The sequence below is a fragment of the Chloroflexus sp. genome (genome assembly GCF_034435895.1).
Lineage (GTDB): Bacteria > Chloroflexota > Chloroflexia > Chloroflexales > Chloroflexaceae > Chloroflexus.
In genome coordinates, this window is sequence record NZ_DAOTWH010000250.1 from 1 (window position 1) to 22,906 (window position 22,906).

21 protein-coding genes and 1 pseudogene are annotated in these 22,906 nt (G+C 60.2%); 9 read left to right on the forward strand and 13 right to left on the reverse strand.

What is annotated here, in order from left to right; all coding sequences use genetic code 11:
- The 6 genes from U9R81_RS14420 to U9R81_RS14445 all read right to left on the reverse strand — a co-directional run.
- A partial coding sequence (locus U9R81_RS14420; protein ID WP_322496127.1) for a sensor histidine kinase occupies positions 1-1,219 on the reverse strand: 1,219 nt, incomplete at its 3' end.
- Positions 1,220-1,259: 40 nt separating this feature from the next.
- Positions 1,260-1,964 carry a response regulator transcription factor gene (locus U9R81_RS14425; protein WP_322496128.1) on the reverse strand — a complete coding sequence of 235 codons (705 nt, stop codon included), beginning with the start codon at positions 1,962-1,964 and terminating at the stop codon, positions 1,260-1,262.
- A gap of 58 nt (positions 1,965-2,022) precedes the next feature.
- Positions 2,023-2,493, reverse strand: a complete 471-nt coding sequence (locus U9R81_RS14430) for a hypothetical protein (RefSeq protein ID WP_322496129.1) — start codon at positions 2,491-2,493, stop codon at positions 2,023-2,025.
- 314 nt (positions 2,494-2,807) lie between these two features.
- Positions 2,808-3,668 (reverse strand): MgtC/SapB family protein, encoded by an 861-nt coding sequence (locus U9R81_RS14435; RefSeq protein WP_322496130.1) that lies wholly within the window; start codon positions 3,666-3,668, stop codon positions 2,808-2,810.
- 168 nt (positions 3,669-3,836) lie between these two features.
- Complete coding sequence (locus tag U9R81_RS14440; RefSeq protein WP_322496131.1) at positions 3,837-4,238, reverse strand: hypothetical protein; 402 nt, start codon at positions 4,236-4,238, stop codon at positions 3,837-3,839.
- A 572-nt stretch (positions 4,239-4,810) separates the two neighbouring features.
- Positions 4,811-7,795 (reverse strand): aminotransferase class III-fold pyridoxal phosphate-dependent enzyme, encoded by a 2,985-nt coding sequence (locus U9R81_RS14445; protein WP_322496132.1) that lies wholly within the window; start codon positions 7,793-7,795, stop codon positions 4,811-4,813.
- A gap of 99 nt (positions 7,796-7,894) precedes the next feature.
- Here U9R81_RS14445 and U9R81_RS14450 point away from each other — a divergent pair, with 99 nt between their 5' ends.
- Positions 7,895-8,854, forward strand: a complete 960-nt coding sequence (locus tag U9R81_RS14450) for a GDP-mannose 4,6-dehydratase (RefSeq protein WP_322496133.1) — start codon at positions 7,895-7,897, stop codon at positions 8,852-8,854.
- A 230-nt stretch (positions 8,855-9,084) separates the two neighbouring features.
- Positions 9,085-9,957 carry a 16S rRNA (cytidine(1402)-2'-O)-methyltransferase gene (gene rsmI, locus U9R81_RS14455; RefSeq protein WP_322496134.1) on the forward strand — a complete coding sequence of 291 codons (873 nt, stop codon included), beginning with the start codon at positions 9,085-9,087 and terminating at the stop codon, positions 9,955-9,957.
- Here the strand turns inward: rsmI and U9R81_RS14460 are convergent.
- Together U9R81_RS14460 and U9R81_RS14465 are read right to left on the reverse strand one after the other, a co-directional pair.
- A complete protein-coding gene (locus U9R81_RS14460; RefSeq protein WP_322496135.1) occupies positions 9,918-10,745 on the reverse strand; it encodes a hypothetical protein in 828 nt (275 codons plus the stop codon). The two genes, rsmI and U9R81_RS14460, sit on opposite strands and share 40 nt — an antisense overlap.
- A 31-nt stretch (positions 10,746-10,776) precedes the next feature.
- The gene (locus U9R81_RS14465; RefSeq protein ID WP_322496136.1) at positions 10,777-11,124 is read right to left on the reverse strand and encodes a hypothetical protein; all 348 of its coding nucleotides are present in this window, start codon (positions 11,122-11,124) and stop codon (positions 10,777-10,779) included.
- Positions 11,125-11,323: 199 nt separating this feature from the next.
- On the opposite strand from U9R81_RS14465, the gene U9R81_RS14470 reads away from it, so the two are divergent.
- Both U9R81_RS14470 and U9R81_RS14475 read left to right on the forward strand, forming a co-directional pair.
- Complete coding sequence (locus U9R81_RS14470) at positions 11,324-11,728, forward strand: hypothetical protein (protein WP_322496137.1); 405 nt, start codon at positions 11,324-11,326, stop codon at positions 11,726-11,728.
- Between the two features lie 362 nt (positions 11,729-12,090).
- Positions 12,091-12,240, forward strand: coding sequence for a hypothetical protein (locus U9R81_RS14475; RefSeq protein ID WP_322496138.1), 150 nt, complete (start codon positions 12,091-12,093; stop codon positions 12,238-12,240).
- A gap of 308 nt (positions 12,241-12,548) precedes the next feature.
- Here the strand turns inward: U9R81_RS14475 and U9R81_RS14480 are convergent, their stop codons facing one another.
- Positions 12,549-12,725, reverse strand: coding sequence for a hypothetical protein (locus U9R81_RS14480; protein ID WP_322496139.1), 177 nt, complete (start codon positions 12,723-12,725; stop codon positions 12,549-12,551).
- A 166-nt stretch (positions 12,726-12,891) separates the two neighbouring features.
- Positions 12,892-13,959, reverse strand: a complete 1,068-nt coding sequence (locus U9R81_RS14485) for a glucose-1-phosphate thymidylyltransferase (RefSeq protein WP_322496140.1) — start codon at positions 13,957-13,959, stop codon at positions 12,892-12,894.
- Positions 13,960-14,274: 315 nt separating this feature from the next.
- On the opposite strand from U9R81_RS14485, the gene U9R81_RS14490 reads away from it, so the two are divergent.
- Together U9R81_RS14490 and U9R81_RS14495 are read left to right on the forward strand one after the other, a co-directional pair.
- The gene (locus tag U9R81_RS14490; RefSeq protein WP_322496141.1) at positions 14,275-15,168 is read left to right on the forward strand and encodes a dihydrodipicolinate synthase family protein; all 894 of its coding nucleotides are present in this window, start codon (positions 14,275-14,277) and stop codon (positions 15,166-15,168) included.
- Between the two features lie 151 nt (positions 15,169-15,319).
- Complete coding sequence (locus U9R81_RS14495; RefSeq protein ID WP_322496142.1) at positions 15,320-16,375, forward strand: 3-deoxy-7-phosphoheptulonate synthase; 1,056 nt, start codon at positions 15,320-15,322, stop codon at positions 16,373-16,375.
- Positions 16,376-16,461: 86 nt separating this feature from the next.
- Here the strand turns inward: U9R81_RS14495 and U9R81_RS14500 are convergent, their stop codons facing one another.
- The 3 genes from U9R81_RS14500 to U9R81_RS14510 all read right to left on the reverse strand — a co-directional run bounded on the left by U9R81_RS14500 (position 16,462) and on the right by U9R81_RS14510 (position 20,380).
- Positions 16,462-17,493, reverse strand: a complete 1,032-nt coding sequence (locus U9R81_RS14500; protein WP_322496143.1) for a hypothetical protein — start codon at positions 17,491-17,493, stop codon at positions 16,462-16,464.
- A 287-nt stretch (positions 17,494-17,780) separates the two neighbouring features.
- On the reverse strand, positions 17,781-19,181 hold the full coding sequence (locus U9R81_RS14505) for an aspartate kinase (protein ID WP_322496144.1): 1,401 nt from the start codon (positions 19,179-19,181) through the stop codon (positions 17,781-17,783).
- Positions 19,182-19,411: 230 nt separating this feature from the next.
- Positions 19,412-20,380 carry a quinone oxidoreductase gene (locus U9R81_RS14510; RefSeq protein WP_322496145.1) on the reverse strand — a complete coding sequence of 323 codons (969 nt, stop codon included), beginning with the start codon at positions 20,378-20,380 and terminating at the stop codon, positions 19,412-19,414.
- A gap of 370 nt (positions 20,381-20,750) precedes the next feature.
- Between U9R81_RS14510 and U9R81_RS14515 the strand changes: the two genes are divergently transcribed.
- The 3 genes and pseudogenes from U9R81_RS14515 to U9R81_RS14525 all read left to right on the forward strand — a co-directional run.
- The gene (locus U9R81_RS14515) at positions 20,751-21,392 is read left to right on the forward strand and encodes a class I SAM-dependent methyltransferase (RefSeq protein WP_416180972.1); all 642 of its coding nucleotides are present in this window, start codon (positions 20,751-20,753) and stop codon (positions 21,390-21,392) included.
- Between the two features lie 38 nt (positions 21,393-21,430).
- Entirely contained in the window at positions 21,431-22,738 is a 1,308-nt protein-coding gene (locus tag U9R81_RS14520) for a CpXC domain-containing protein (protein WP_322496147.1), read from the forward strand.
- Positions 22,722-22,906 (forward strand): annotated as a pseudogene (locus U9R81_RS14525) (hypothetical protein); the annotation flags it as partial. The gene U9R81_RS14520 and the pseudogene U9R81_RS14525, both read left to right, overlap by 17 nt.

Genomic DNA, 22,906 nt, shown 5'->3' on the forward strand with positions numbered 1-22,906 from the left:
TGCTGCGCGTGCGTGCCCGATCAGCGCGGTAGAAGCGATCGAAGATGTGCGGCAAGTCGGCAGGGGCAATGCCGGGGCCGGTGTCGGCCACGCTGAAGACGATGCCATCCGGTTCGGCGGCAACGGTCACGCGCACCACGCCGCCGGCAGGGGTATGGCGCAACGCGTTGCTGATCAAGTTGCCCAAGACCTGCGCGATCCGTTGGGGATCAACTGCAATATCGGGCAAGCCATCGGCTGACTCAGCAGAGAGTTGGATCGCGCGCTCGGCGGCGCTCTGCGCGAATGAGCGCACCGCTTCGTTCACTAGCATCGCCGGCGCAACCGTTTCACGGTAGAGCGGCAATTGGCCAGCGTCGGCCAGCGCGAGCAGATGTAGATCGTTGATCAGCCGCTCAAGCAGGGCAACCTCAGATAGCAACGCTTCAATCTGCTCGGCGTCAGCCTCGTACACCCCGTCTTGAATCCCCTCGAGCCGACCTTTAATAATCGACAGCGGCGTGCGCAGTTCGTGGGCCACATCGGCGGTGAGTTGGCGACGCTGCTGGTCGGCCTGCTGCAAAGCGGCAGTCATGCGGTTGAAACTCTCAGCCAGTTCGGCCAATTCGCGCACATTCGCCGGTTGCACGCGGCTACTGTGGTCGCCATTGGCAATTGCTTGCGCAGCGGCGCTGATCTGGCGTAATGGCGCACTAATCCGGCGCGAGAAGATGGCCGCCATTACCAGCAAGATCGCCATCAACCCGGCGCCAGCTCCCAGCATCCCCCAGAGTAACGGGCGACGGTTGAGATCGCCTATCGGAAACGACTCGTCGGTATCCACCACCGAAAACACCAAGGTGCCGACTTGTTGATCGTTGACCACGATTGGAATGCGCCGCACCGCTTCGTTGCCGCGCGCGATGAAAGGCCGGCGACGTCCGGCAACCACGCGCCCATTAGCATCGAGCAGCGCAACGGCGCCTTTAATCTTGCCGAACCCCTGCGGCAATGGCCCTAATTGCCGTTCAACTCCACTCCATGAACCGGTCTGTTGATAGTACGCAGCTAATTGCATCGCCTGATTTCGCGCCGCCATTTCGGCTTCCATCCAGCGGATTTGATCTGGATCGTTCCAGCGTGTCACCAGCCAAAACGAGAGCACCATGCCGCTAATGCCCAGCACAATCACCAGCGCAAAGGCGGTGAGCATGAGATTAAAGAGGCGGGGCGGGCGCATACGTAACCTCGTAGAGAACGCAGCGCGTCTCGTCGCCGGCTTAGCGTTCCTCGTTCTCGGCGAACTTGTAACCAACGCCATAGACCGTCAAGATCAAACGCGGCGGGCCATTCGGATCAGGCTCGATCTTGCGGCGCAGATTTTTGATGTGGGCGTCGATCGTGCGGTCAAAACCGGTGTAATCGGTATCATACACCCGATCGAGCAGTTGGGCGCGGGTGAAGGGCCGGCCCGGCGCGCTAGCCAACACTGCCAGCAGATCGAATTCGGTCGCGGTGAGTTCGATCGTCTCGCCGTCGCGCCGCACCGTGTGCCGTTCAAGGTCGATCACCAACCCGCCAGTTTGGATGACATTGGCCGGCTGCAATGCGCCTTCGCTCCGGCGCAGCACCGCGCGCACCCGCGCCACCAGCTCACGCGGACTGAAGGGTTTGGTGATGTAGTCGTCAGCGCCAAGTTCGAGTCCAATCAGCCGATCGGTCTCTTCGACCCGCGCCGTGAGCATAATGATCGGCAACCGCGCTGTGAGCGGGTCTTGGCGCAAGGTGCGCGTGACATCAAGCCCGTCCATACCGGGCAACATCAGGTCAAGCACGATCAACGCCGGACGCTCTTGGCGAGCCAACCGCAACGCAGTTGGCCCGTCACCGGCGCTGATCACCTGAAACCCGGCCCGTTCGAGGTAATCGCGAGCGATTTTGACAATACCGGGTTCATCATCAACCACCAAAATCGTGCGTGCCATAGGCTTGTCCGGGTTGCCATACGGTAGGGCCGCACGAACGTGCGGCTCCACCCATTAGCTATTCGACACGCGGGTCGTGCCCGGCGGGGGTCAACGGCGGCGCGGGGGGCGTGCCCGGCGGGGTAGCCGCTGGCGGCCGGTTTTGGCGTTGGCGGAAGATGCGGATGCCAAGCCAGATCAGCAAAGCCAACGCCGCCAATTTGAGCAGGATGTCAACCAGACTGAGCAAGCCGCCGAACCACCCTCTACTATCCATCATACTGGGCATTTGGTAGCCCATACCGGGCATCATCTGGCCGCGCTCTCCCCAATTACGCCAGCCGGGAGGCGTGAATTGGTCATGTTTCCCGCGCTCCTTCCAGTCGGGCGGGGGGTTGGGAACCGCCTGCTGGTTTGACCACCCTGGCATTGCCCACGCCGTCCACATAGCACGCCGGCTCATCGCCATACTGCCTAGTGCAACGACCAGCGCCACCAGCGAGATGCCGAGCGCCAGCCATGCCGGCCAGTTTACTCGTCGTTGTTCCATACGCTTCACTCCTGAGATTGTGACTGGGTTGTATGATACCAGTTTCACCATCAAGATAGCCGGCAATTGTGAAGATGCTATGAAGCGTTGGTGGAGACTTTTGCAACACCGGCAGCCATGGATGGAGTGCGGCAGATGTCAGCTTTGGCGACACCGCCACCAGCTACTACAACGCTTTGCGACGCTGGCAGCCATTTATGGAATGCGGCAGTTACCGCATTCCATATACTCGCGCACCATCGCGGCCACAGTCGCCGGCTGCTTGTCGTGATTATCGCAGTTGCACGGCCGCACTTCACATACTCTCGCGCCACTTACCGCTGTTTGGCCGCGTCAGGTGATGTTTTCGGCTGCGGTTCGGCCTCTTGCAGATCGTGCAAAATATCGGGATTGCTCAAGTTGAGCGGCACGACCGGCTCGTCAGTTTCGGTCTCTTCGCCCTCAGCCGCTTCCGCCGGCTCGTCCAGCGGGGCAACGGCAGTTTCAACCTGCGCGACATACTTCTTCAAGGTGAGCAGTTGGCGCGCGAGCAATGGCGCTTGATCGGCGCTGAGCGCGCGCACCAGTTCGACTTCGAGCAGCGCCGCGGTGCCGGCGCTAGGCAGCACGGTGGCCCGTTTGACCGGAGCACCAAGGCGCGCCAGCGCATCGAGCGCCTTCCCCACCGATCTGCCATCGTCATGCAGGTGAATGCGTAGATGGCTGACCGGCCCGCCAAAATTCAAGCGCCGTTCGATCCATTCAAGCACAATCAGCGTGAAGAGAAACAGCAAAGTGGCGACCACTGCTAACCATCCTAACCCAGTGGCAACGGTGACGCCAATCCCGGCGGATCCCCACAGCGTCGCAGCGGTAGTCAGGCCACGCACGGTTGTGCCATGCCGCAGAATGGCCCCCGCCCCCATAAAGCCGATCCCGGAAACAACGTAGCTGGCGACCCGCAGCGCATCGCGATCACCGGTTAGATCGCTAAACCCGTACGCGCCGGCCATCGTGACGAGGCAAGCGCCAACCCCAACCAAAATATGCGGGCGAAACCCGCTGGCCCGCTCATGGGTTGAGCGCTCTAATCCGATCAAACCGCAGAGGATAACGGTGAGGATTAATCTGCCAACGACGTTTAGATCGATAGGCCCCATGATCCGCATCAGCTCAACACTGATCTCTTGCAGCATGGCATCGCTCCTGTGATTTCGTAACCAGAAAGCCGCCCCGTCTAAGCGTACCATATGCAGAAACGCATCCGGCACATAAGGCACAAATCGCAGCCTTTGGTATGGAGTGCGGCAGTCAAACTGCCCACTCCATATCTCCAGCGTTATGCCGGGTTGGTGTGTCCGTAATTATCGTGCGCTCTCGCGGTGCGACGGCAATGCAGCCACTAGCAGCGCAGCTTCCTGCACCGCTTTCGTATCGCACCGTTCGGCCCATGCGATCCAGCGCATCGCGAGATCAAGACCACAGTGCGGCAATAACCAGAGCCACAACTGATCGAGCAGGCTCACCCGCTCAAGCGGAGCCGCATGCAGGCGGCGCAAGGTGCGCATATAGCGCTGTTGGTGGTTCGCCTCGGCAGCAGCGAGATTGAGCAGAATCTGCTCGTGCTGTTCGGTGGGCGCTTGCGCGGCGAGCCGCCGGTACAGTTGCCCAATCAGCTCGTGACGCTGGCAGGCGCGCTGCAAGGCATGAATAAAGCGGCGACGCCGTTCGGCCCGATTGAGCATCGGCTCGGTGATGCGCAGCATAGGCGGCTCCTTTCCCTTGGCAGCTTGTATCGCGATGTCGTTCGCAACCGTTAGCAGTTTTGCGACAATAGTGATCGTATTTACAGATCAAAACATTACGAATCTGCAATTAACTGGTAGGTTTTTGAGTTATCACTCGAGGGAAGCACTCAAAATGGTGAGGGGCATTTATAAAGAGAGGAATAAATTACCCCGCCAGCTTCTTCACCGGCGGGGTTGATCGATCTGAACGATGATTCAGATCAAATTACGCCCAGCAACTGAGAAGAAGCCGCGACCGTGATTGAGCGCCACCTATGACTGCTATCCATGGTTTCTCCTCCGCTTATCAGGCTTAATTGCTCACCTTGTCGTACTGCAAACGGCGTTTTGACGGACTAACTGGCACTAAGCGGCGGCTGGCGTGGGCGTAACACGCGCAGCCCTTTGCACAATACGGTCACGAACCCTAGGTGAGTATACCTGATCGGCTAAAATTTTGTCAACACCAAAACATCTTTCTTGCCATCCCTATTTTTGATAGTTTGGCCGGTTATGAGAGGCCGATCAAGTACGCTTGCCTCACCTCCGCTTCACCCTTGCCGCGCGAGAAAACTCTCGCTGAGAATGGCATCGCACCGGTCGAGAAACACCTCGAGCGCGGCGCGGTCAAAGGTCAGCGGCGGGCGGATTTTCAACACGTTGTCAAATGGGCCTTCAGTGCCGATCAAGACTCGTTCGGCGCGCAGGCGCTCTTTGAGATAACTGGCCGCCGCGGTGGCCGGCGCGCGCGTGGCCCGATCCGTCACTAATTCCACGCCAATAAATAATCCCATTCCCCGTACATCACCAATGATGGCATGGCGTTGTTGCAGGTCGCGCAATCCGGCCAACAGCTCGCCGCCGATCTGGGCCGCGTGGGCCATCAAGCCTTCTTCGTCAATGATCCGCAGCACTTCGCGCCCAATCACGCACGACAGCGTGCTGCCACCAAAGGTCGAGAAAAACTCGATCCCGTTGTCGAAGGCGCGGGCAATCTCGGCGGTGGTGATCACCGCGCCAATCGGGTGGCCGTTGCCCAGCGGTTTGCCCAGCACCACGATGTCGGGCACAACACCTTGGGTCTCAAAGGCCCAGTAGTGCGTCCCCAACCGGCCCAAGCCAGTCTGCACTTCGTCAGCGATACAGACGCCGCCGGCGGCGCGGATGCGGCGGTAGACCGCGGCCAGATAGCCGGGGGGCGGAATAATTTGCCCGGCCACGCTAGGAAAGGTCTCGGCAATGAAGCCGGCCAGCCTCCCGCCGCGAGCGGCGATCCGTTCGAGCGCCGCGTCGATGGCCGTCGCGTACCGTTCGCCGTCATTGCCGTATGGCCCGCGATAGGGATCGGGCGCCAGCACGACTTGCACCCAATCGGGTTTTCCGCTGCCGGCGGGATGGTTAAACTTGTAGGCCGAGATGTCGATCGCGCCGGTAGTGTGGCCGTGGTAGCCGTGGTCGATGGTGATCATATCACGTCCGCCGGTAGCGGCCCGCGCCAGCCGCAACGCCAGCTCGTTGGCTTCTGAGCCGGAATTGACGAAGAAGCAGACGCTCAATGAGGGCGGCAGCTTGGCCAAGAGTTCGTGGGCAAAGGCGATCTGGGCCGGGTGCAGATAGCGCGTATTCGTGTTGAGCATGCGCAACTGCTGCGCGGCGACGGCTTGCAGGCGCGGGTGCGCATGCCCGACGTGCGGCACGTTGTTGTAAGCGTCAAGGTATGCCCTCCCCCATTCGTCGAACAGGTAGTGGCGCCAGCCGCGCAACAACGTACACGGCTCGGCGTAGCTGAGCCGCAGGTTGCCGGCGAAATGGCGGCGGCGCTCGCGCAGCAGGCCGGCAGGATCGAGCGGACGGTAGGCAGCCGCGGCGTCGGGCAGATTGAGCAGCGCCGCTGGATTGGGGCAAACTGCCTGCCACCAGTCCCCTTCTTCAGGGGCGGCCACGCCGGGCCAGTGGCCAGCCAGCGCGCTGGCGTGCAAGAGCAGTTGGAAATGGAGGTGGGGCTGCCAGCCGCCGTTGTCGGCCATACTGCCGAGCGCGGCGAAGAGTTGGCCGGCGGCGAGCGGTTGGCCAACCGCTAACTTGCCTATGCAGATCGGGTCAAGATGGCCGTAAAGCGTGTAGAACGGATCGCCTGCCGGCGTCTGATGCTGCAATACCACCATCCCGCCGTAGTCGAGCGGCGCTGAGAAGTTCTCGATCGCGACCACCACCCCATCGAGCGGCGCGTAGACCGGCGTGCCGGGAGACGCAAACAGATCGACGCCGAGGTGAATCGTGCGCCGTTCGGCCAGCGGTGATGATCCGACAAAAAACGCTGGCGCAGTGTAGATCAGGCGTGGTTCACCGTAACGGCCAATACAAACTTCAGCTTGGGCTGGGCCGGCCAGCATGGCTGCCTCTGCCTCGGTTAGTCCAAACGGGTCTTGCGGCAGCGGCGTCTCGCCGGCAGCCACACTCACCACCGGCGCGTTGGCCAGATCGCGACCGAGCACCGGCGCAAAGCGGCCACGCTGGGTATCTAGCCACGCCATCACCCGCGCTGCGGCGTCGCTGATCGGCAGGCCGCAGACAGCGCGCAAACGGGCCGCGGCGATGGCCGGATCAATGGTCGCAGTGGCCGCTAACATCCGCCACGCCGGCGCTTCCGAAACCGTCACATACGGATCATCAGGCCGCTGCTGCTTCATCAGCGCCGCATTCACCACGCTCACCGCCAGCCGGGTGCGCACCAGCGGCCAGATCAGATCGATTTCGGCGGCGCTGAGCGGCCAGACTGCGTGATAGCCGGCGACCAGCTCCCCCAATGCGCGCAGCGGGTCGGGTTGGTTGAGCATCGCATACGCCGCGGCGATCGCCACTTCGCAGACGCGCGGCGCGGCGCAGAGATCGCCAAAATCGAGCAGACCGCTGATGGTGAATTGGCCGCGCGCATCTGCCGTCACCAGCAGGTTGTAGTCATTGAGGTCGTTGTGGATCGGTATACGCGTCAGGGCGAGCAACGCCGGGTGAAGCTGCGCATACGCGGCCAGCGCCTCGGCGGCAAGCTGGCGCTGGCCGGCATCGGCAATCGCTGGCAACTCCGCCATTGCCCACTCTGCTTGCAACAAATTCCACTTCAGCGGGCGATCGAGCATCGGGTGGGCAAAACCGGCCAGCGCCTGATCGAGCCGGGCGGCTTGCCGGCCAAGTTCGGCCCGCAACGCCGCAGTGTGCGGGCGAAAGGTGGCGAACAGCTCACCCGGCAGGGCCGTAATCAACCAGAGCAGCCAGCCAGCCTCGGCCACAAACGGTTCGCCGTTGGCGGCTCGCACCAAACGCGGCGCCGGCAGATCAGGCGCGACCGCGGCCACATGCTCTAACGCCGCGCATTGCATCGCTACCAGCGCCGGATCGCAATGCGGTCGCATCACTTTTAGCACATACTGCGCGCCGTCAGTGGCAGTGACAAGGAAGTTAAGATCATATTCGCCCGGCAATGGCGCTAAGGCGCCGTGAAGGTCGTAATGGCGAGCGAGGGCGGTTTGCCATGGCATAATGCGTGCTCCGTCATCATCAATCACAACGCGATCATACCACAGTCGCGCCGAGCCAAACGTGGTATGATAAGCGGCGATAACGAACACGGAGGCGTTATGCGCGTCTTTATCACCGGCATTACTGGCCCGGTCGGCAGCTTTCTGGCCGATTACCTGCTGACCATCCCCAGCCTCGACATTCACGCATTCAAACGCTGGCGCAGCGATCCGCGCCCGATCGAGCACCTGTTGGGTAAGATCACCATCCACGAAGGCGATATCGAAGACGCCTTCGCCGTTGATCGCGCCATCGCCGCTGCCCGACCCGACCGCATCTTCCACCTTGCCGCGCAAAGTTACCCCAGCGCCTCGTGGGATGCACCGATCTTGACCATGCGGGCCAATGTCGAAGGCACGATCAACCTGCTCGAAGCGGCCCGCCGCCACGTACCGTATGCCCGCATCCACATCGCCGGCACCAGCGCCGAATATGGGCCGGTGCGCCCGGAAGATGTGCCCATCCGCGAAGATCACCCGCTCCGCCCGGCCAGCCCCTACGGTGTGAGCAAAGTCGCCACCGAGCTGAGCGGGTTGCAATATCACGCCAGCTACGGCTTGCACGTTGTCGTCACCCGCTCGTTCAACCACGTCGGGCCGCGCCAAGGCGACCGCTGCTCGATCCAGACCTTCTGCCGCCAGATGGCCTTGATCGAAGCGGGCCGGCAACCGCCGGTGATGTACGTGGGCAATCTGGCGCCGAAACGCGACTTCAGCCACACCCGCGACGTGGCCCGCGCCCTCTGGCTGCTGCTCGAACACGGTGTCCCCGGCGAGGTGTATAACCTCTGTTCCGGCCACGCGGTGCGGATCGGCGATATTGTCGATATGGTGGTTGCAATGGGGCGCGTGCCGGTGAAGGTACAGGTCGATCCCGCCCGCCTGCGCCCGGTCGATGAGCCGATTTTACAAGGCGACAACAGCAAACTGCGCGCAGCCACCGGCTGGCAGCCCGAAATCGGCATTGAACAGATCGTGGCCGAGGTCTTGGATTATTGGCGGCAGCAATTCGGCATATAATCGTTTGATGACCTCGGCGGTAAAAACCCGAGGACCTTATCGCAGACGCAGAACATGCTACTCTCCCCTCTGCGCCCTCTGCGGTAAAAACCCGAGGGCCTTCTTGCGGACGCAGAACACAATGCACCATCTGCGGTAAAATACGACGGGTATTCTCGCGAGCATTGGCGCGCTCTTTCCCCCCTCTGCGTCCTCTGCGCCCGCTGTGGTAAAAATACGAGAGCACTATCATGGGCACGTTATATCTCGTCGCCACCCCGATCGGCAATCTCGAAGACATCACCTTGCGCGCGCTGCGCGTGCTGCGCGCAGCGCGGCTGATCGCCGCCGAAGACACCCGCCATACCCGCATTTTGCTCGACCACTACCAAATCACGACACCATGCATCTCGTACCACGAACACAACAAACTGGCCCGGCGCGCCGAGATCCTAGCCGCATTGCAAACCGGTGACGTAGCGCTAGTCTCAGATGCTGGCACACCCGCGATCGCCGACCCCGGCCTCGAGCTGGTGCAGGCATGTCTAGCAGAGGGGCACACCGTGACTCCCATCCCCGGCCCTAGCGCGCCACTGGCAGCGCTAGTTGCGTCGGGGATGGACACCAGCCGCTTTGCTTTCATCGGCTTCCTGCCCCGCCAACCGCGCGAGCGCCGCGAATTGCTGAGCGCGATCGTCGATCTGACGCTAACCGTCATCTGCTTCGAGACGCCGCACCGCTTGCTGGAGGCGCTGCGCGACATCGCCACAACGCTCGGCGAGCGCCAACTAGCCGTCGCCAACGACCTCACCAAACGCTTCGAGGCGATTGCGCGCGGTACCGCGACCGAGCTAATCGACCACTTTACCAGCCACCCGCCCCGCGGCGAATTCACCATCGTCATTGCCGGGGCCGAGCCGGGCAGCGAGCGCAAACGCGACCGCCAGCGCCTCCGCGCCCAACCAGCCGGCGCTACCCCTGAAACCATCGCCTCCCACTTACACCAACTCGCCGCCCAAGGTATCACCGGCAGCGCCGCCGTGCGCCGCGCCGCCCAAGAACTGGGAGCGCCCAAAAATACCGTCTACGACGTCTGGCGCGAACTGTTTGGCAAATCATCATAACCGCGCAACAACGCCAATGCCGCCCGCGCCCGTTTGCCATTCTCATCTGACGAACGGCCATCGGTCGCCCACTGTTCGAGCAAGCCTAACGCGCTGTCATAATCCGCCCCGGTCAAGCAACCGCGCCGGTAGCGCTCGCTGATATATTCAACTATCAGCTTGCGCGATTTCCAGTATTTCGATCCGGCAAATGCCTGCAAGAGGCGCATCGTATCGGGCCGGTTGTATGCAGGATCAGCCGCTATCAGCGCCTCAATCGCCCGCACGCGAATCAACCAGTAACCGCGGTTCGCAACATTAGGGATAGCAAGGCACGCCGGCGCTATCCGCTGCGCCCGCACCAGATCGCTGGCCAGCTTCACTGCATACGGCACGACATCTTGGTGCGAGTCGTTAAGGATGTACAAGAGATCATCGTCTGCAACCGACGCCTGATACTCCCGCACCATCCGTAACGTAAACTTACGCACACTAGCATCGAAATCGCGCAACAACTCGCTCCACACCTCGGCTCGCCATTGCGCCGGCGGCACTGCTCGCACATACACTTCCAGCGCTATCATGCGTAGTTGCGCGTATTCTTTGCGCTCGCGCATAAATGTGATCAGTGTGTCGGGAGTATGCTGCCCGGCGCCATACCCCACCCGTGCAACGAGATCGGCAATCTGCTGCGTACTCAAATCATTACGGAGCCGATCGATCTTCGATTGCGGATAAGGAATGATCTCGTAGTCGCGAATAAGCTCGATTTCTTGGTATTCAGCCGGCGTAAAATCTGCTACTCCCATCTCGTCCAAGCTGTGACGAGCGCGTATGCGGCTATCTAACCCCCCAGATCAACAATTGGCGCACAATCCGCTTCACATCCGCCGGCAGCAGCGGTTCTTTGCTGTGAAGTTTACGGCTGAGGGTCGCATTCGACAACCCTATCGCCTCGGCCAGTTCGGCCAGCGTGTGATAGCGACGGCCATGCTGACGCTCGTTCGAGAGCGTCGTTTTCAACTGCGTTTTCCCCAACTCGGTAAACGCTGCCCGCCGATCGGCTGACAACTGGCCCGGCTGTCGTTCAGCACACCATTGCTCGCAGCAACGGCGTAACGCATTGACCTCGGCGCGCAATTGCTCAATTTCGCGACGTAAGGCGTGGAGTTCAGCGTCGGGATTCATGAAATGGGCATTAGAGCTGAAGACTGCAAAACAATCGCAAAAAAGCTCAAAAATCTTGGTTGTTTCTTGCTCTATAGTATAGACATGAGGAATCGATCGATCGAGCCGTTTAATTGCCCAACGCCTGCTGTGTCGTTTTGAGACGTTCGGCACCCAATATCAATCGCAAGGAAACTTACGATAGCCATTCGAGATCGCTATGAACCGCCAACGCCACCCCCATCCCGCTTGCCAAGCGTTCGTCGAGGCGGTCGAAGAATTACGCCAGCGCCGGCGCAATGAACTGACCCGGCAGCAACGCCCGCCGAGCTCTTGGCAACACGAACCCAAGACCTTCACCTACAACCAGTTCCGCGCGGTCTATTCGTCGTACCCAGCGATCCGGTCGGGGAAATTGAAGAAACCGCCGTCATGCGATGTTGTGATGGCAATTGCCGATTACTTAGAATGTGATCTCACTGAACGCAACCGGCTGCTGATCAGCGCCCATCCCTATCCCATCCAACTGTACTGGTCAGGTGAGGCATTAGCGACCTTCGTGCGGGTGGACCGCGAGGTCATGCGGTTCGTTCCGCTGCCGGCATACATTATCAACCGCGATTAGGATGTGCTCGATGTGAACGAGTATTTGCTCGCGTTAGCAGGTATCACGCGCGCCGAGTATGAAGCTACCCCGGTTGAAATGCGTTCCGTCTTCACCAATATATCACCTGATTTACCTTGATCACGAGCAATGGCGCCGTTTCGCTCAGCGGAACATCTATGGCTTTAAAGTGCAAAACGCTTATTGTGAACGCGAGTCTTGGTATATCGAGCGAGTAGCGCGCTGGCGCGCATTACCCCATTTCAGCGAACTGTGGGAAAACACTCCGGTCGATGCTTACACGGCTCCCACGAACGATGCTACGCCGCCATTCTATCTCTCTGCCATGCGCACCAACCGGACGGCTCATAAACTTCCGCTCGTTGTTTATTACCCTCGGCAATGATCTCTATCCGCAGGTCGTGGCGTGGATGCCGGTCGATCACGCCAGCCGCGCCGCGATGGTCGACCTCGGCATCCCCATCCCGCCGGAATGGATGCCGGGAGGGAATGGAGCGGAAGCTGGCGGCTAGTCACCTAGCAATTCGATCCAAGGCCATCACATCCTGCGCTCCCCTCTCCCGCGCCAGTGGGAGAGGGGCTGGGGGTGAGGGCGAACCAGCGCATTGCAACGTCATCAACTACATCTACGCTCATACGATCTGTCCGCTCTTGAACTTAGCCATACCGCTGCCAAATTCGGCCATTGTTGGCATTTCTTGACATGAGCCAACCAAAACCGGCTTCAGCACAGTGGTACGGCTGCTCATCACAAAGATCGAAGGCCGACGAATGCGCAGACAACCACACGGCACCACCCAAGGAGACGACAATGCAGCCATCAGACTACTTTCTGGCCTCGATTGACGATCTGCGCTTGCGCGCCGCCGTGCAACGGATCGCACCTCGGTTCGACCGTCTGCCACGCCACTTGCACGAAATAGCTTTGCAGCTTCACTTCACACCCGACCATCTTGCCCGCCACTGCCATTTGAGCGAGAGCACCGTGCGCAAACATATCGATAACCTCTACAAGGCGCTCGATGTGCGCAACGACATCGATGCGAAAGGATTTGATCGCACGCCGTCATCTGCTTCGCCGCCCAGTATTGGCGCATGCAACGCCAAGAACAGCAGCAAAATACGGATGCAGCAGGATGGTACGGGCACAGCGTGCTGTGCCCTTACAACACCCCCACCGAACTATTGTCGCCTAACATCAACCGGTAGGCCTTGGGCCGCAACGGGCTGCGCCCGATCTCCACATTGCGCCCGATCAGGCTATCTTCCAAACGGTGGGGCAACCCGCGGATGGTGCAATATTCCAGCACAATGCTATGCTCGATCTCGCACTCTTCGATGTGGCAGTGATGGTAGATCGAGGTAAACGGCCCCACATACGCATTCACAATCCGCGTATGCTCGCCAATAATCGCCGGCCCGCGAATCGTGCTGTTGATGATCTCGGCCCCCGGCTCGATAATCACCTTGCCGATCAACTGCGAATCGCGATCGACGTATCCCTGCACCAACGGCTCCATCTCTTCGAGCACCAGCCGGTTGGCTTCGAGCATATCGTCCTTCTTGCCGGTATCGATCCACCACCCTTCATGAACGTAGGGGTAGACGTTGTAGCCATTGCTCACCAGCCACTGGATCGCATCGGTAATCTCCAGCTCGCCGCGCGCCGAGGGCCGGATCGCTTCGACCGCCTCGAAGACGTGGTGATCGAACATGTAAATCCCGACCAGCGCCAGATCCGACTTCGGTTCGCGCGGTTTCTCAACCAGCCGGATCACCCGTCCATCGTCATCGAGTTCGGCGACGCCGAACGAGCGCGGATCGGCCACTTTCTTCAACACAATCTGCGCGTTGTAGTCACTCCGCCCAAACTGCTCGATCAGCGGGCTGATCCCGCCTTGAATGCAGTTATCGCCTAAAAACATCACAAACCGGTCATCGCCGAGAAAATCACGGCTAATCTTGACCGCATGCGCCAAACCCAGCGGCGCTTCCTGCGGGATGTAGGTAATTTTCACCCCCCACCGCCGGCCATTGCCGACCGCTGACCGAATCTCGTCGCCGGTATCGCCGATCACAATGCCGATGTCGGTGATGCCGGCATCGCGGATCGCTTCGATGACGCGAAAGAGAACTGGCTTATTCGCTACCGGTACCAGTTGCTTGGCGCTGGTATACGTAATCGGACGCAGCCGGGTTCCTTTGCCGCCGCTCAGCACAAGACCTTTCATAACCGCCTTCTTCACTGGTATAAGCTTGCTTGCCGCCGATTGATTCTACACCATGTGGCGCGTCGTAGGGATACAGCGGTGCTGTAGTCGTGAGATACAGATACAGCACGCTGTATCCCTACCGCTCTCGCTCGGTGTCATTGCGAGGGGCAGTTGAGGCAATGCTTTGCATTGCCTCAACGCCCCGAAGCAATCCCCCACAAACACGGACATCATCATCGTTTTGGGTGTCATTCCCAACGCATATCTTGTTTACGCGCAACGATATTAGTGGTAGATTCTACCAAATGCAATGATTAGTGAGGAGGAGCTGCGATGGCAGAGATTCGGGGCATTATTAGCGCGATGCTCACCCCCTTTACCAGTGATGTCGGCCCGGTCGATTATGAATGGCTGCCGGGGTATTTGCAATTTCTGGCCGATGGCGGCCTGCATGGCGTGCTTGCGCTCGGCACCACCGGCGAGGGGCCATCAATGAGCGTCGCCGAGCGGATCCGCACCTTGGAAATCATTCTCCAGCATCGCGGCGAGCTGAGCGTGATCGCCGGCGCCGGCTGCGCGGCGCTCACCGATACGATTGCGCTGAGCCGGGCAGCGGTTGAGTTAGGGGTGGATGCGATTTTGGTGATGCCGCCGTTCTATATCAAACAACCCCGCGAGACCGGTATCTTGGCCTATTTTCGCGCCCTCTGCGACGCATTGCCGGCAGAGGCGCGGGTCATGCTCTACCACATCCCACAAGTAACCGGCGTGCCGATTACGACCACAATTATCGATGGCCTGCTCGATAGCCATCCCGGCCAGTTCTTCGGCCTCAAAGACAGTAGCGGCGATTGGGAGCATTCCAAGATGCTGATCGACCGCTACCCGCAATTGCGCATCTTTACCGGCAGCGACCGCCTCATTGCCCGCGCGCTGGCTGGTGGCGCCGCCGGCGCGATTACCGCCCTTTCGAGCGCCTTCCCCCGCCTTGCTCGCGCCGTGTTCGACGCCCACTACCACGGCGGTGATGTCTCGGCGGCTCAAGCCCGCCTCAGCGCCGTGCGTGACCTGATCGACCCCATCAATACCCCGCCGGCCCTCAAAGCCGCGCTAGCATGGACGAGCAATCTGCCTGAAACGGCGCTGCGCTTGCCGCTCATACCGCTCAGCAAGGAGGAAGCGGCGGCGCTGCGCGCCGCCTACGAGCGCATTATGGCCGGCGCATAAATGACGATCGCAGAGAGCGCCACACCGTTCCGCCCACTTCGCGCTCGCTGCGATTCACGGTATACTAGGAGCAACAATCTGAATACCGGACGCGAAGACGCAAAGGCACGTACCTATGTCTTTGCGTTTTTGTCTTACCCATCTATGCCCTATGAACCAAACGCCGTTAGCAAACCTGCACGTCCGCGAATTGACGCCGTTGCAACCGCCACGTGCATTGAAGACCGAATTACCCATCACCCCCGCCGCGGCCCAGACCGTCGCCGAGGCCCGCGCCGCGATTCGCCGCATCTTGCGCGGCGTCGATCAGCGCCGGATTATGGTCGTTGGCCCGTGCTCAATCCATGATCCTGAAGCCGCGCTCGACTACGCCCGTCGCTTGCAAGCCCTCCAACAGCCACTCAGTGATCAGTTGCTGATCGTGATGCGCACCTACCTCGAAAAACCGCGCACCACCGTCGGCTGGCGTGGTCTGATCAACGACCCCCGCCTCGACGGTTCGTTCGATATGGGAGCCGGCCTGCGCATCGCTCGCCAACTGTTGCTGGCGATTAATGAACTGGGGGTGCCAGTCGCCACCGAGATGCTCGACCCAATCAGCCCCCAGTACCTCGACGATCAGATCAGCCTCGCCACCATCGGCGCTCGCACCAGCGAGGCCCAAACCCACCGCGCGCTGGCCAGCGGCGTCTCGATGCCGGTCGGCTTCAAGAACGGCACCGACGGCGGGATCCAAGTCGCCGTCAACGCCTGCGTTTCGGCGGCAGTGCCGCACAGCTTCCTCGGCATTGACGAAGACGGGCGCAGCGGCGTGGTGCGCACCACTGGCAACCCCGACAGCTTCGTGATCTTGCGCGGTGGCCGCCACGGTCCCAACTACCACCTAGAGTATATCGTGCAAGCTACCCGCCTCATGCGCGAGGCTGAGCTAACCCCAGCCGTGATGATCGATTGCAGCCACGCCAACTCCGGCGGCGATTTCCGCCGCCAAGAAGCCGTCTGGCAGACTGTGCTCGGCTATATGGTCGAAGAGCGACTGCCAATCATCGGCATGATGCTTGAGAGCAACCTGTTCGAGGGCAAGCAACCGCTCGTCGCTGACCGCAGCGCCCTCAAGTACGGCGTCTCGCTGACCGATGGCTGCGTCGGTTGGGACACCACCGAACGCCTGCTCCACGAAGCGCATCTGGCGTTGAGCAGGCGGTAAGCGGGATCAACCCGTCCCCAACGTGTAGTAGCCCTGTAATGCATCGCGCCGCCGGTGAGACAACAGCTCAACCGGCGGCATGATAGTCAGCGCAAATACTTATTAATCTCATCCCAAGATATGCACTCGCCATCATCATAAATGCAATTATACCCCGGCTGGCAGTGCCAAGGCTCAGGGATATTGGGCCAAGATCGCCATAGCTTCATCGATCGATCATCATTCTGATCGGTATCACAAAGGCTCGGATCGGGTAACACGAGATAGCGGCCACAGTGAGGGCACCATCGACCGCCCTTAAACGGGATGACATCTGGCCGTTGGCACCGTGGACAGCGCCGCTCCGGATCAATGTCTGCGCTAGCAGCCGGCGGGGCCGGCTGCACCGGCGGCGCTGGTTTCTTTGGCCGCTTGTGTTTGGTGATATACGCTTTGCAGGCGCTGATCACATCATCACGCCAGTGCTGAAACTCTTGGTCAATCGTAAAGATCCGGCATGCATCACCAATCGCCCGATGCGGCTTCACGAGATGGCGATACGTTGCGGGGACTGGATAACGCTTTCGGTCAGTGCCAAATGATACAGCATTGGCAGTAAAGTCAACGATATACGAGATTTTGTCAAGGGAAAAGCGAAAACCGTTTGCTGCGCGCAACAGGTGTTGCAGGTCAATGATTTCGATCTGATCAAAGCGAACGCCGCCTTTTTTGAGGAGGATGATGTCGTTATTGCCGCCGAATACAACCAATTGACGGATCGCATGCCGGGATAACAGAGATGAAATGTACGAACCGAGTTGGGCAATCGCCCGACCCGTTATACGCTTTGCGCGAGTTTTTGCATCAGGTGACAACTTGAAAGCGGGATCATAAGGTTTTTGGTATTCCTTCGTCGCTAAATTAACCACTCGCTTAGTCGATCCGCTTGTCTTTCCCCGCTCATCAGTGGTATTGTGGCGCACAACCATGTCAATATCGTACGGAAATTGCCGTCCCTGCAAGATGACCTGTTCTTGATCTGAGGAGAAAATAATACTACCCGCCTCATAAGGTATCGCATGTCGTTTGTACGATCCATAAACATATCCCCACTCTAAACCGAGAAACAGTGTGTTCATGCACGTCTCCTTATGAGGCTTGGTAAGATCAAGTTTTTATCACACGCTGCTAAACTGTTTGCCGCGCGCAATTTCGCAAACATGATGGTTCCATACACGTAACGTTTACGGCGAAACGTAACGCGACAAGATACGCTGCCAAAACCGCAGGAAGCTTTGGACTACTTGAACACGAAAGTACCATTCAACCATAACCCAAACGAAAGCTGCGGCCCGCTGAAGCTAATTGTCAGCAAGCCGCAACCGGACACAACACTGACTAGTCTGACGTCGCGCCTATACGCTCGCTAACTCACAAACGCTGCATGCACCGCCCGCACCGCCTTATCGGCGTCTGCTTCTGAGACGACCAGCGAGATATTGTTCTCGGTGCTGCCCTGCGCAATCGCGATCACGTTGACCCCCGCCGCGCCGAGCGCGCCAAACACCCGCCCAGCAATCCCCGGCGTGCCCCGCATGCCTGACCCGACCACGGCCACGATCACGACTGGCGCAATCGTGCCGATATGCTCGACATCGTGGGCGGCAAATTCGCGATCAAGTTCGCAACGCAGCTCGTTGACCACCTTCGTCGCTTCCTCAGCCGGCACGGCAAAACAAACGCTCTGTTCGCTACTAGCTTGCGAGATCAGCAACACATTCGCGCCAGCTCGCGCCACTGCACCAAAGATGCGCGCAGCTACCCCCGTTAGGCCTAGCATGCCCGGCCCGCCGACGGTGATCAGACTCAACCCCTTGATCGCCGTAATCGCCCGCACGCTCTCGCCATCGCCTTCCGCATCAATCAACGTCCCCGGATGGCTGGGGTTGAAGGTGTTGCGGATGCGGATCGGGATGCGGCGATGCACCAGCGGCTGCACCGTCTTGGGGTGCAGCACGTTCGCCCCGTAGTAGGCCATCTCACCCATCTCGGCATACGACAGCCGCGGCAAGGTGCGCGCTTCCGGCACGACTTTCGGATTCGCCGACAACACCCCGTCCACTTCCTTCCAGAACCACACCTCGTCGGCATCGAGATCGGCGCCGAGGATGGCGCAGGTGTAATCGGAACCACCCCGGCCCAGCGTCGTCGGCACCCCGGCCCGCGTTGCACCGATAAAGCCAGTCACTACCGGTACCCGCTTCGCTGCCAGCAACGGCAACAACCGCGCCCGGCTGCGCTCGCGGGTGTCAGGTTCGATGGGTGACGCATTGCCATAGCGGTCGTCAGTAACGATCAACTCGGTAGCATCAATCGCCTCAGCGTCGATCCCAGCACTCCGCAGCGCCGCCGCAATCAGCCGCGCATTGAGCCGCTCGCCCAACCCGCTGAACAGATCGAGCGCCCGCGGCGTCAGTTCGCCAAGCACCGCAATGCTGCGCGACAGATCGCTCATGTAGTCGAGCATAGCCCGGATTTCCGGTTCGAGCGCCGCGCGCTCTTCCGGCGTCACTAGTTCATTCGCCACCCGCATGTGTAGATCGAGCAGGCGCGGCGCGACCTGCGCCGTGGCATTTCCATCACCCGCCGCCGCCGCCTTCGCCGCCGCGATCAAGGTGTCGGTAGTGCGCAGATCAGGCGCGTTCATCGCCGATACCACCACCACCACCTCGTGCTCGCGGGCATGCGCGCCGACAATCTCAGTCACCTGCCGGATCGCGTCGGCGCTGCCGACCGAAGTGCCGCCAAATTTCATCACCAGCCGCATAAGCTTGTCTCCTTCTTGCGCTAACAAAAAACGTCACGGCGCGCCAAGCTGCGCTTCACCGCGACGTAGTTATCATGATGAATTCAACCACAAAGACGCTAAGGTTTTCACGCAAAGATGCTAAGATACGACATAGTAGAGATCAGCGCACTTTAGGCCCCCATCAAACCCTCTGCATCCTCTGCGCCTTTGCGTTTAATCCCCTCTGCGTTCTCTGCGCCTTTGCCTCGTCACGGGATGAGCAACAGCTTCCCGCTCGTCGCCCGGCTCGCCAAGGCGATCTGCGCCTCGGCTGCCTCGGCCAGCGGATAACGCCGGTCGATCCGCACCTGCAACTCACCCGCTCCGATCCACGCAAACAGATCGCTCGCCCGCCAGCGCAACTCGTCAGGGGTCGCGATGTAGTGAAAGAGGGTTGGCCGGGTCATAAACAACGAACCCTTGCTGCTGAGGGTCAGCGGTGAAATCGGCGGCACCGGCCCGCTGGCGTTGCCAAAGGTAACAAACATCCCGCGCGGGCGCAAGCTGTCAAGGCTGCCTTCCGCCGTGCTCGCCCCCACCGAGTCGTACACCACATCAACCCCCCGCCCGCCGGTAAAAGCCCGCGCCCGCTCGACAAACGACTCGCGAGTGTAGATGACCACCTCGTCGGCGCCGGCAGCGCGGGCCAGCGCCGCCTTTTCCTCGGTCGAGACGGTGCCGATGACGCGTGCTCCCAGCCGTTTGGCGATCTGGATCAGCAACAAACCCACCCCGCCGGCCGCGGCATGCACCAGACACGTATCGCCCGCTTTTAGCGGAAATGTGCTCAAGGTGAGATAGTGCGCCGTCATGCCCTGTAATAGCACTGCCGCTGCGGTTTCCAGATCGACAGTATCAGGCACCCGCACCAGCTTATCGGCCGGCGCCAACGCATATTCGGCATAGCCGCCGATCGTAGTCACGCAACCTACCCGGTCGCCAACCACCCACTCGCTGACACCCTCACCGACCGCATCCACCGTGCCGGCCACCTCCAGACCCAACGTGAACGGCAATGGCTGCGGGTAGAGACCACTCCGGTGGTAGATGTCGATAAAATTCACCCCCGCCGCCGCCACTTTCACCCGTACCTGCCCCGACCCCGGCTCCGGCATCGGAATCTCGACTAATTGCAACTGCTCTGGCCCGCCGGTCTGATGGATCTGGATCGCCCGCATCGTTGCACCTCGCTGAAAGCTCGCCCTTGCGCTCGAATCAAAAACCGGCCTATACTATAACATAGCGGCGCTGCTCAGATGTTGGCGGGTGCAGATAGCGACGGATGGATTGCGGCAACGTACCTGCCGCCCCAATCTCCGTTACCCAAACGAGCAGATGCGCTTAACATCTTGCAGGTTTATCTAGAGAAACTGCAACAGTTTAGCTGCCGTAAACCGCTGAGGTTCTGATTTGGACGGCTTAGCTGCTGCATCTTACAGCTATCATCATCGGTCAATTCACAGGCTGTAACCGTATATGTTCTGCTCGCAGCAGCGGGTGATGAGCAATATCGCTAGATCACACCACCCGCTCGCAATGACTAACCAGATGGGGGCAATAGTGCGCCAAAGCGGTCTTCCACCCGAATATTTCGAGCGGTACGATGAGAGCGATGATCGCCTCTTCTACCTCTACCCCCGTCTCACTGCCCATATCGATGAACTGGCTTGCTGCGCCGTGACCCAGTTGATCCGCGAGGAACTGCCTAACGGCGGCTGCCTGCTCGACCTGATGAGCAGTTATGTCAGCCATCTGCCGACTGATATTCCGCTGACCCGCGTGGTTGGGCTTGGTCTCAACGAAGAAGAGCTGCGGCTCAACCGACAGCTCCACGAGTATGTCATCCACGACCTCAACGAAAACCCGCAGTTGCCCTTCGCCGACGCCACCTTCGACGGCGTCATCTGCACCGTCTCCGTCCAATACATGACGCGCCCGGTTGAGGTCTTCGCTGACGTGGCCCGCATCCTCAAGCCGGGAGGCCCCTTCATCGTCACCTTTTCCAACCGCTGCTTCCCCAGTAAAGCTGTGCGGGTCTGGTTAGCCACCAACGACCGCCAACACATGGAGTTGGTTCGTTACTACTTCGAGTTGGCCGGCGGTTTTGAACAGATCCGGTGTCTTGACCGTTCGCCTCATCATTGGCTGAGCGATCCTCTCTACGCCGTTGTTGGGCGACGAGTGGTATAATCAGCGGCGAACGAAATGATAGACACTGGAGAAGATCAATGCCTTCGGCCCCTCCTCAACCGGTTCAACTCGCCTGTCCATCCTGCGGCGCTCGCTTCCGCTCGCTGGTCTATACGATTGTCGATGGCGGCGAGCAGCCCGAACTCAAAGTGGCGCTGCTCACCGGCCAACTGAATGTCGCCGTCTGCCCCGGCTGCGGACTGGCCAGTATCCTCAGCACGCCGTTGATCTATCACGATGCCGGCAAGCAGCTCTTGCTCGTCTACGTGCCGCAAGAGCTGAATAGCCAGCCCAAAGAGATTGAGCAATTCGTCGGCGATGCCTCGGCGTTTATGCTCCGCGCCTTGCCTGCCGACGCACCCCGCGGCTATCTGCTGGCGCCCCGCCGCTTCCTGACCCTGCAATCGCTGATCGAAGCCATTTACGAAGCTGATGGCGTCTCTGCCGAAGACTTGCGCCGCCAGAATCGTTATGTTGAAATTTTGACCGAGTTGGTCAATCTGGCCGAAGACCACGCCCAGTTTACTGAGGCGGCTCAACGCTACACCGCCGAGCTTACGCCAGAGTTTTTTGCCACCCTCGACGCATTTATCAACGCTACCAATGACGCGCAAGCCCAGATGCGCACGCTGCTGATCAAGGTGCGTGAGAAGCTGCAAGCGCACGTCGCTCGCGCCGCCGCCTTGGCCGCCGCCGAAGAGGTCAAGGCCGCCATCGAGCGCCTCCGCACTGCCAGCGACGATGAGCTGCCGGCTGCTGTCCACGAATTGCGTCCGCTGATTGATTACGGCTTTTTTGAATTGTGGACTGAACAGATCGAGGCGGCTGAAGCCGCTGGCGACATTGCTACCGCCCAGATGCTCACCGCGCGGCGCGCGCGCATCCTTGAGCTGGTCGAAGAGAGCGACCGCGCCGCGCAAGAGCTGTTCGAGCGCGGCAGCGCCTTGATCGATGCGGTGTTATCCACACCAGACCCCGTAGCGGCGCTGCGCGAACGGGCCGCTGAAGTAGATGAAGGCTTGCTGACGGTCATTTCGGCCAGTATTGCCGCCGCTCATCACGCTGGCAGTTTAGAACTGGTCGAGCAGTTGGAAAAGCTGGCGACCGCTGCCCAAGACATTATCGAATCGCGGCTCTCGCCCGAAGACCGCTTTATCAACGAGCTGCTCGCCCAAGAGACAACGGCTGAGGCCACGCGCTTGTTGCGCAAGAACGTGACCAAGATCACGCCTGACTTGACTCGCCGTCTCAACGAGCGGGCTGCCGAGGAAGAGAAGCGCGCCCATCAAGCGGTTGCCGAACGATTGCGCCAATTGGCCCGTGAAGCAAGTGCGTTATTATTCTAAACACCATGCCGTTGTCGCCGCCATCGCCGCCGTCGCTCGTCCATTGGCGCGCCGCGCGCCGGCGGATCCGCCGCACCGGGTGCTGATCATCAAACCCGATCACCTCGGTGATCTGTTGCTGGCGACGCCGGCGCTGGCCGCGCTGCGGGAGGCGTTGCCCGTAGCGCG

Excerpts from the sequence above, each read along its gene's own strand:
- U9R81_RS14520 (WP_322496147.1), top strand. The coding sequence starts at position 21,431 with ATGCCTTCGGCCCCTCCTCAACCGGTTCAACTCGCCTGTCCATCCTGC.
- U9R81_RS14470 (WP_322496137.1), top strand. The coding sequence starts at position 11,324 with ATGAACCGCCAACGCCACCCCCATCCCGCTTGCCAAGCGTTCGTCGAG.
- U9R81_RS14485 (WP_322496140.1), bottom strand. The coding sequence starts at position 13,959 with ATGAAAGGTCTTGTGCTGAGCGGCGGCAAAGGAACCCGGCTGCGTCCG.
- U9R81_RS14430 (WP_322496129.1), bottom strand. The coding sequence starts at position 2,493 with ATGGAACAACGACGAGTAAACTGGCCGGCATGGCTGGCGCTCGGCATC.
- U9R81_RS14490 (WP_322496141.1), top strand. The coding sequence starts at position 14,275 with ATGGCAGAGATTCGGGGCATTATTAGCGCGATGCTCACCCCCTTTACC.
- U9R81_RS14465 (WP_322496136.1), bottom strand. The coding sequence starts at position 11,124 with ATGAATCCCGACGCTGAACTCCACGCCTTACGTCGCGAAATTGAGCAA.
- U9R81_RS14425 (WP_322496128.1), bottom strand. The coding sequence starts at position 1,964 with ATGGCACGCACGATTTTGGTGGTTGATGATGAACCCGGTATTGTCAAA.
- U9R81_RS14480 (WP_322496139.1), bottom strand. The coding sequence starts at position 12,725 with ATGTTTGCGCACGGTGCTCTCGCTCAAATGGCAGTGGCGGGCAAGATG.
- rsmI (WP_322496134.1), top strand. The coding sequence starts at position 9,085 with ATGGGCACGTTATATCTCGTCGCCACCCCGATCGGCAATCTCGAAGAC.
- U9R81_RS14460 (WP_322496135.1), bottom strand. The coding sequence starts at position 10,745 with ATGGGAGTAGCAGATTTTACGCCGGCTGAATACCAAGAAATCGAGCTT.
- U9R81_RS14495 (WP_322496142.1), top strand. The coding sequence starts at position 15,320 with ATGAACCAAACGCCGTTAGCAAACCTGCACGTCCGCGAATTGACGCCG.
- U9R81_RS14510 (WP_322496145.1), bottom strand. The coding sequence starts at position 20,380 with ATGCGGGCGATCCAGATCCATCAGACCGGCGGGCCAGAGCAGTTGCAA.
- U9R81_RS14505 (WP_322496144.1), bottom strand. The coding sequence starts at position 19,181 with ATGCGGCTGGTGATGAAATTTGGCGGCACTTCGGTCGGCAGCGCCGAC.
- U9R81_RS14440 (WP_322496131.1), bottom strand. The coding sequence starts at position 4,238 with ATGCTGCGCATCACCGAGCCGATGCTCAATCGGGCCGAACGGCGTCGC.
- U9R81_RS14515 (WP_416180972.1), top strand. The coding sequence starts at position 20,751 with ATGGGGGCAATAGTGCGCCAAAGCGGTCTTCCACCCGAATATTTCGAG.
- U9R81_RS14450 (WP_322496133.1), top strand. The coding sequence starts at position 7,895 with ATGCGCGTCTTTATCACCGGCATTACTGGCCCGGTCGGCAGCTTTCTG.
- U9R81_RS14435 (WP_322496130.1), bottom strand. The coding sequence starts at position 3,668 with ATGCTGCAAGAGATCAGTGTTGAGCTGATGCGGATCATGGGGCCTATC.
- U9R81_RS14445 (WP_322496132.1), bottom strand. The coding sequence starts at position 7,795 with ATGCCATGGCAAACCGCCCTCGCTCGCCATTACGACCTTCACGGCGCC.
- U9R81_RS14500 (WP_322496143.1), bottom strand. The coding sequence starts at position 17,493 with ATGAACACACTGTTTCTCGGTTTAGAGTGGGGATATGTTTATGGATCG.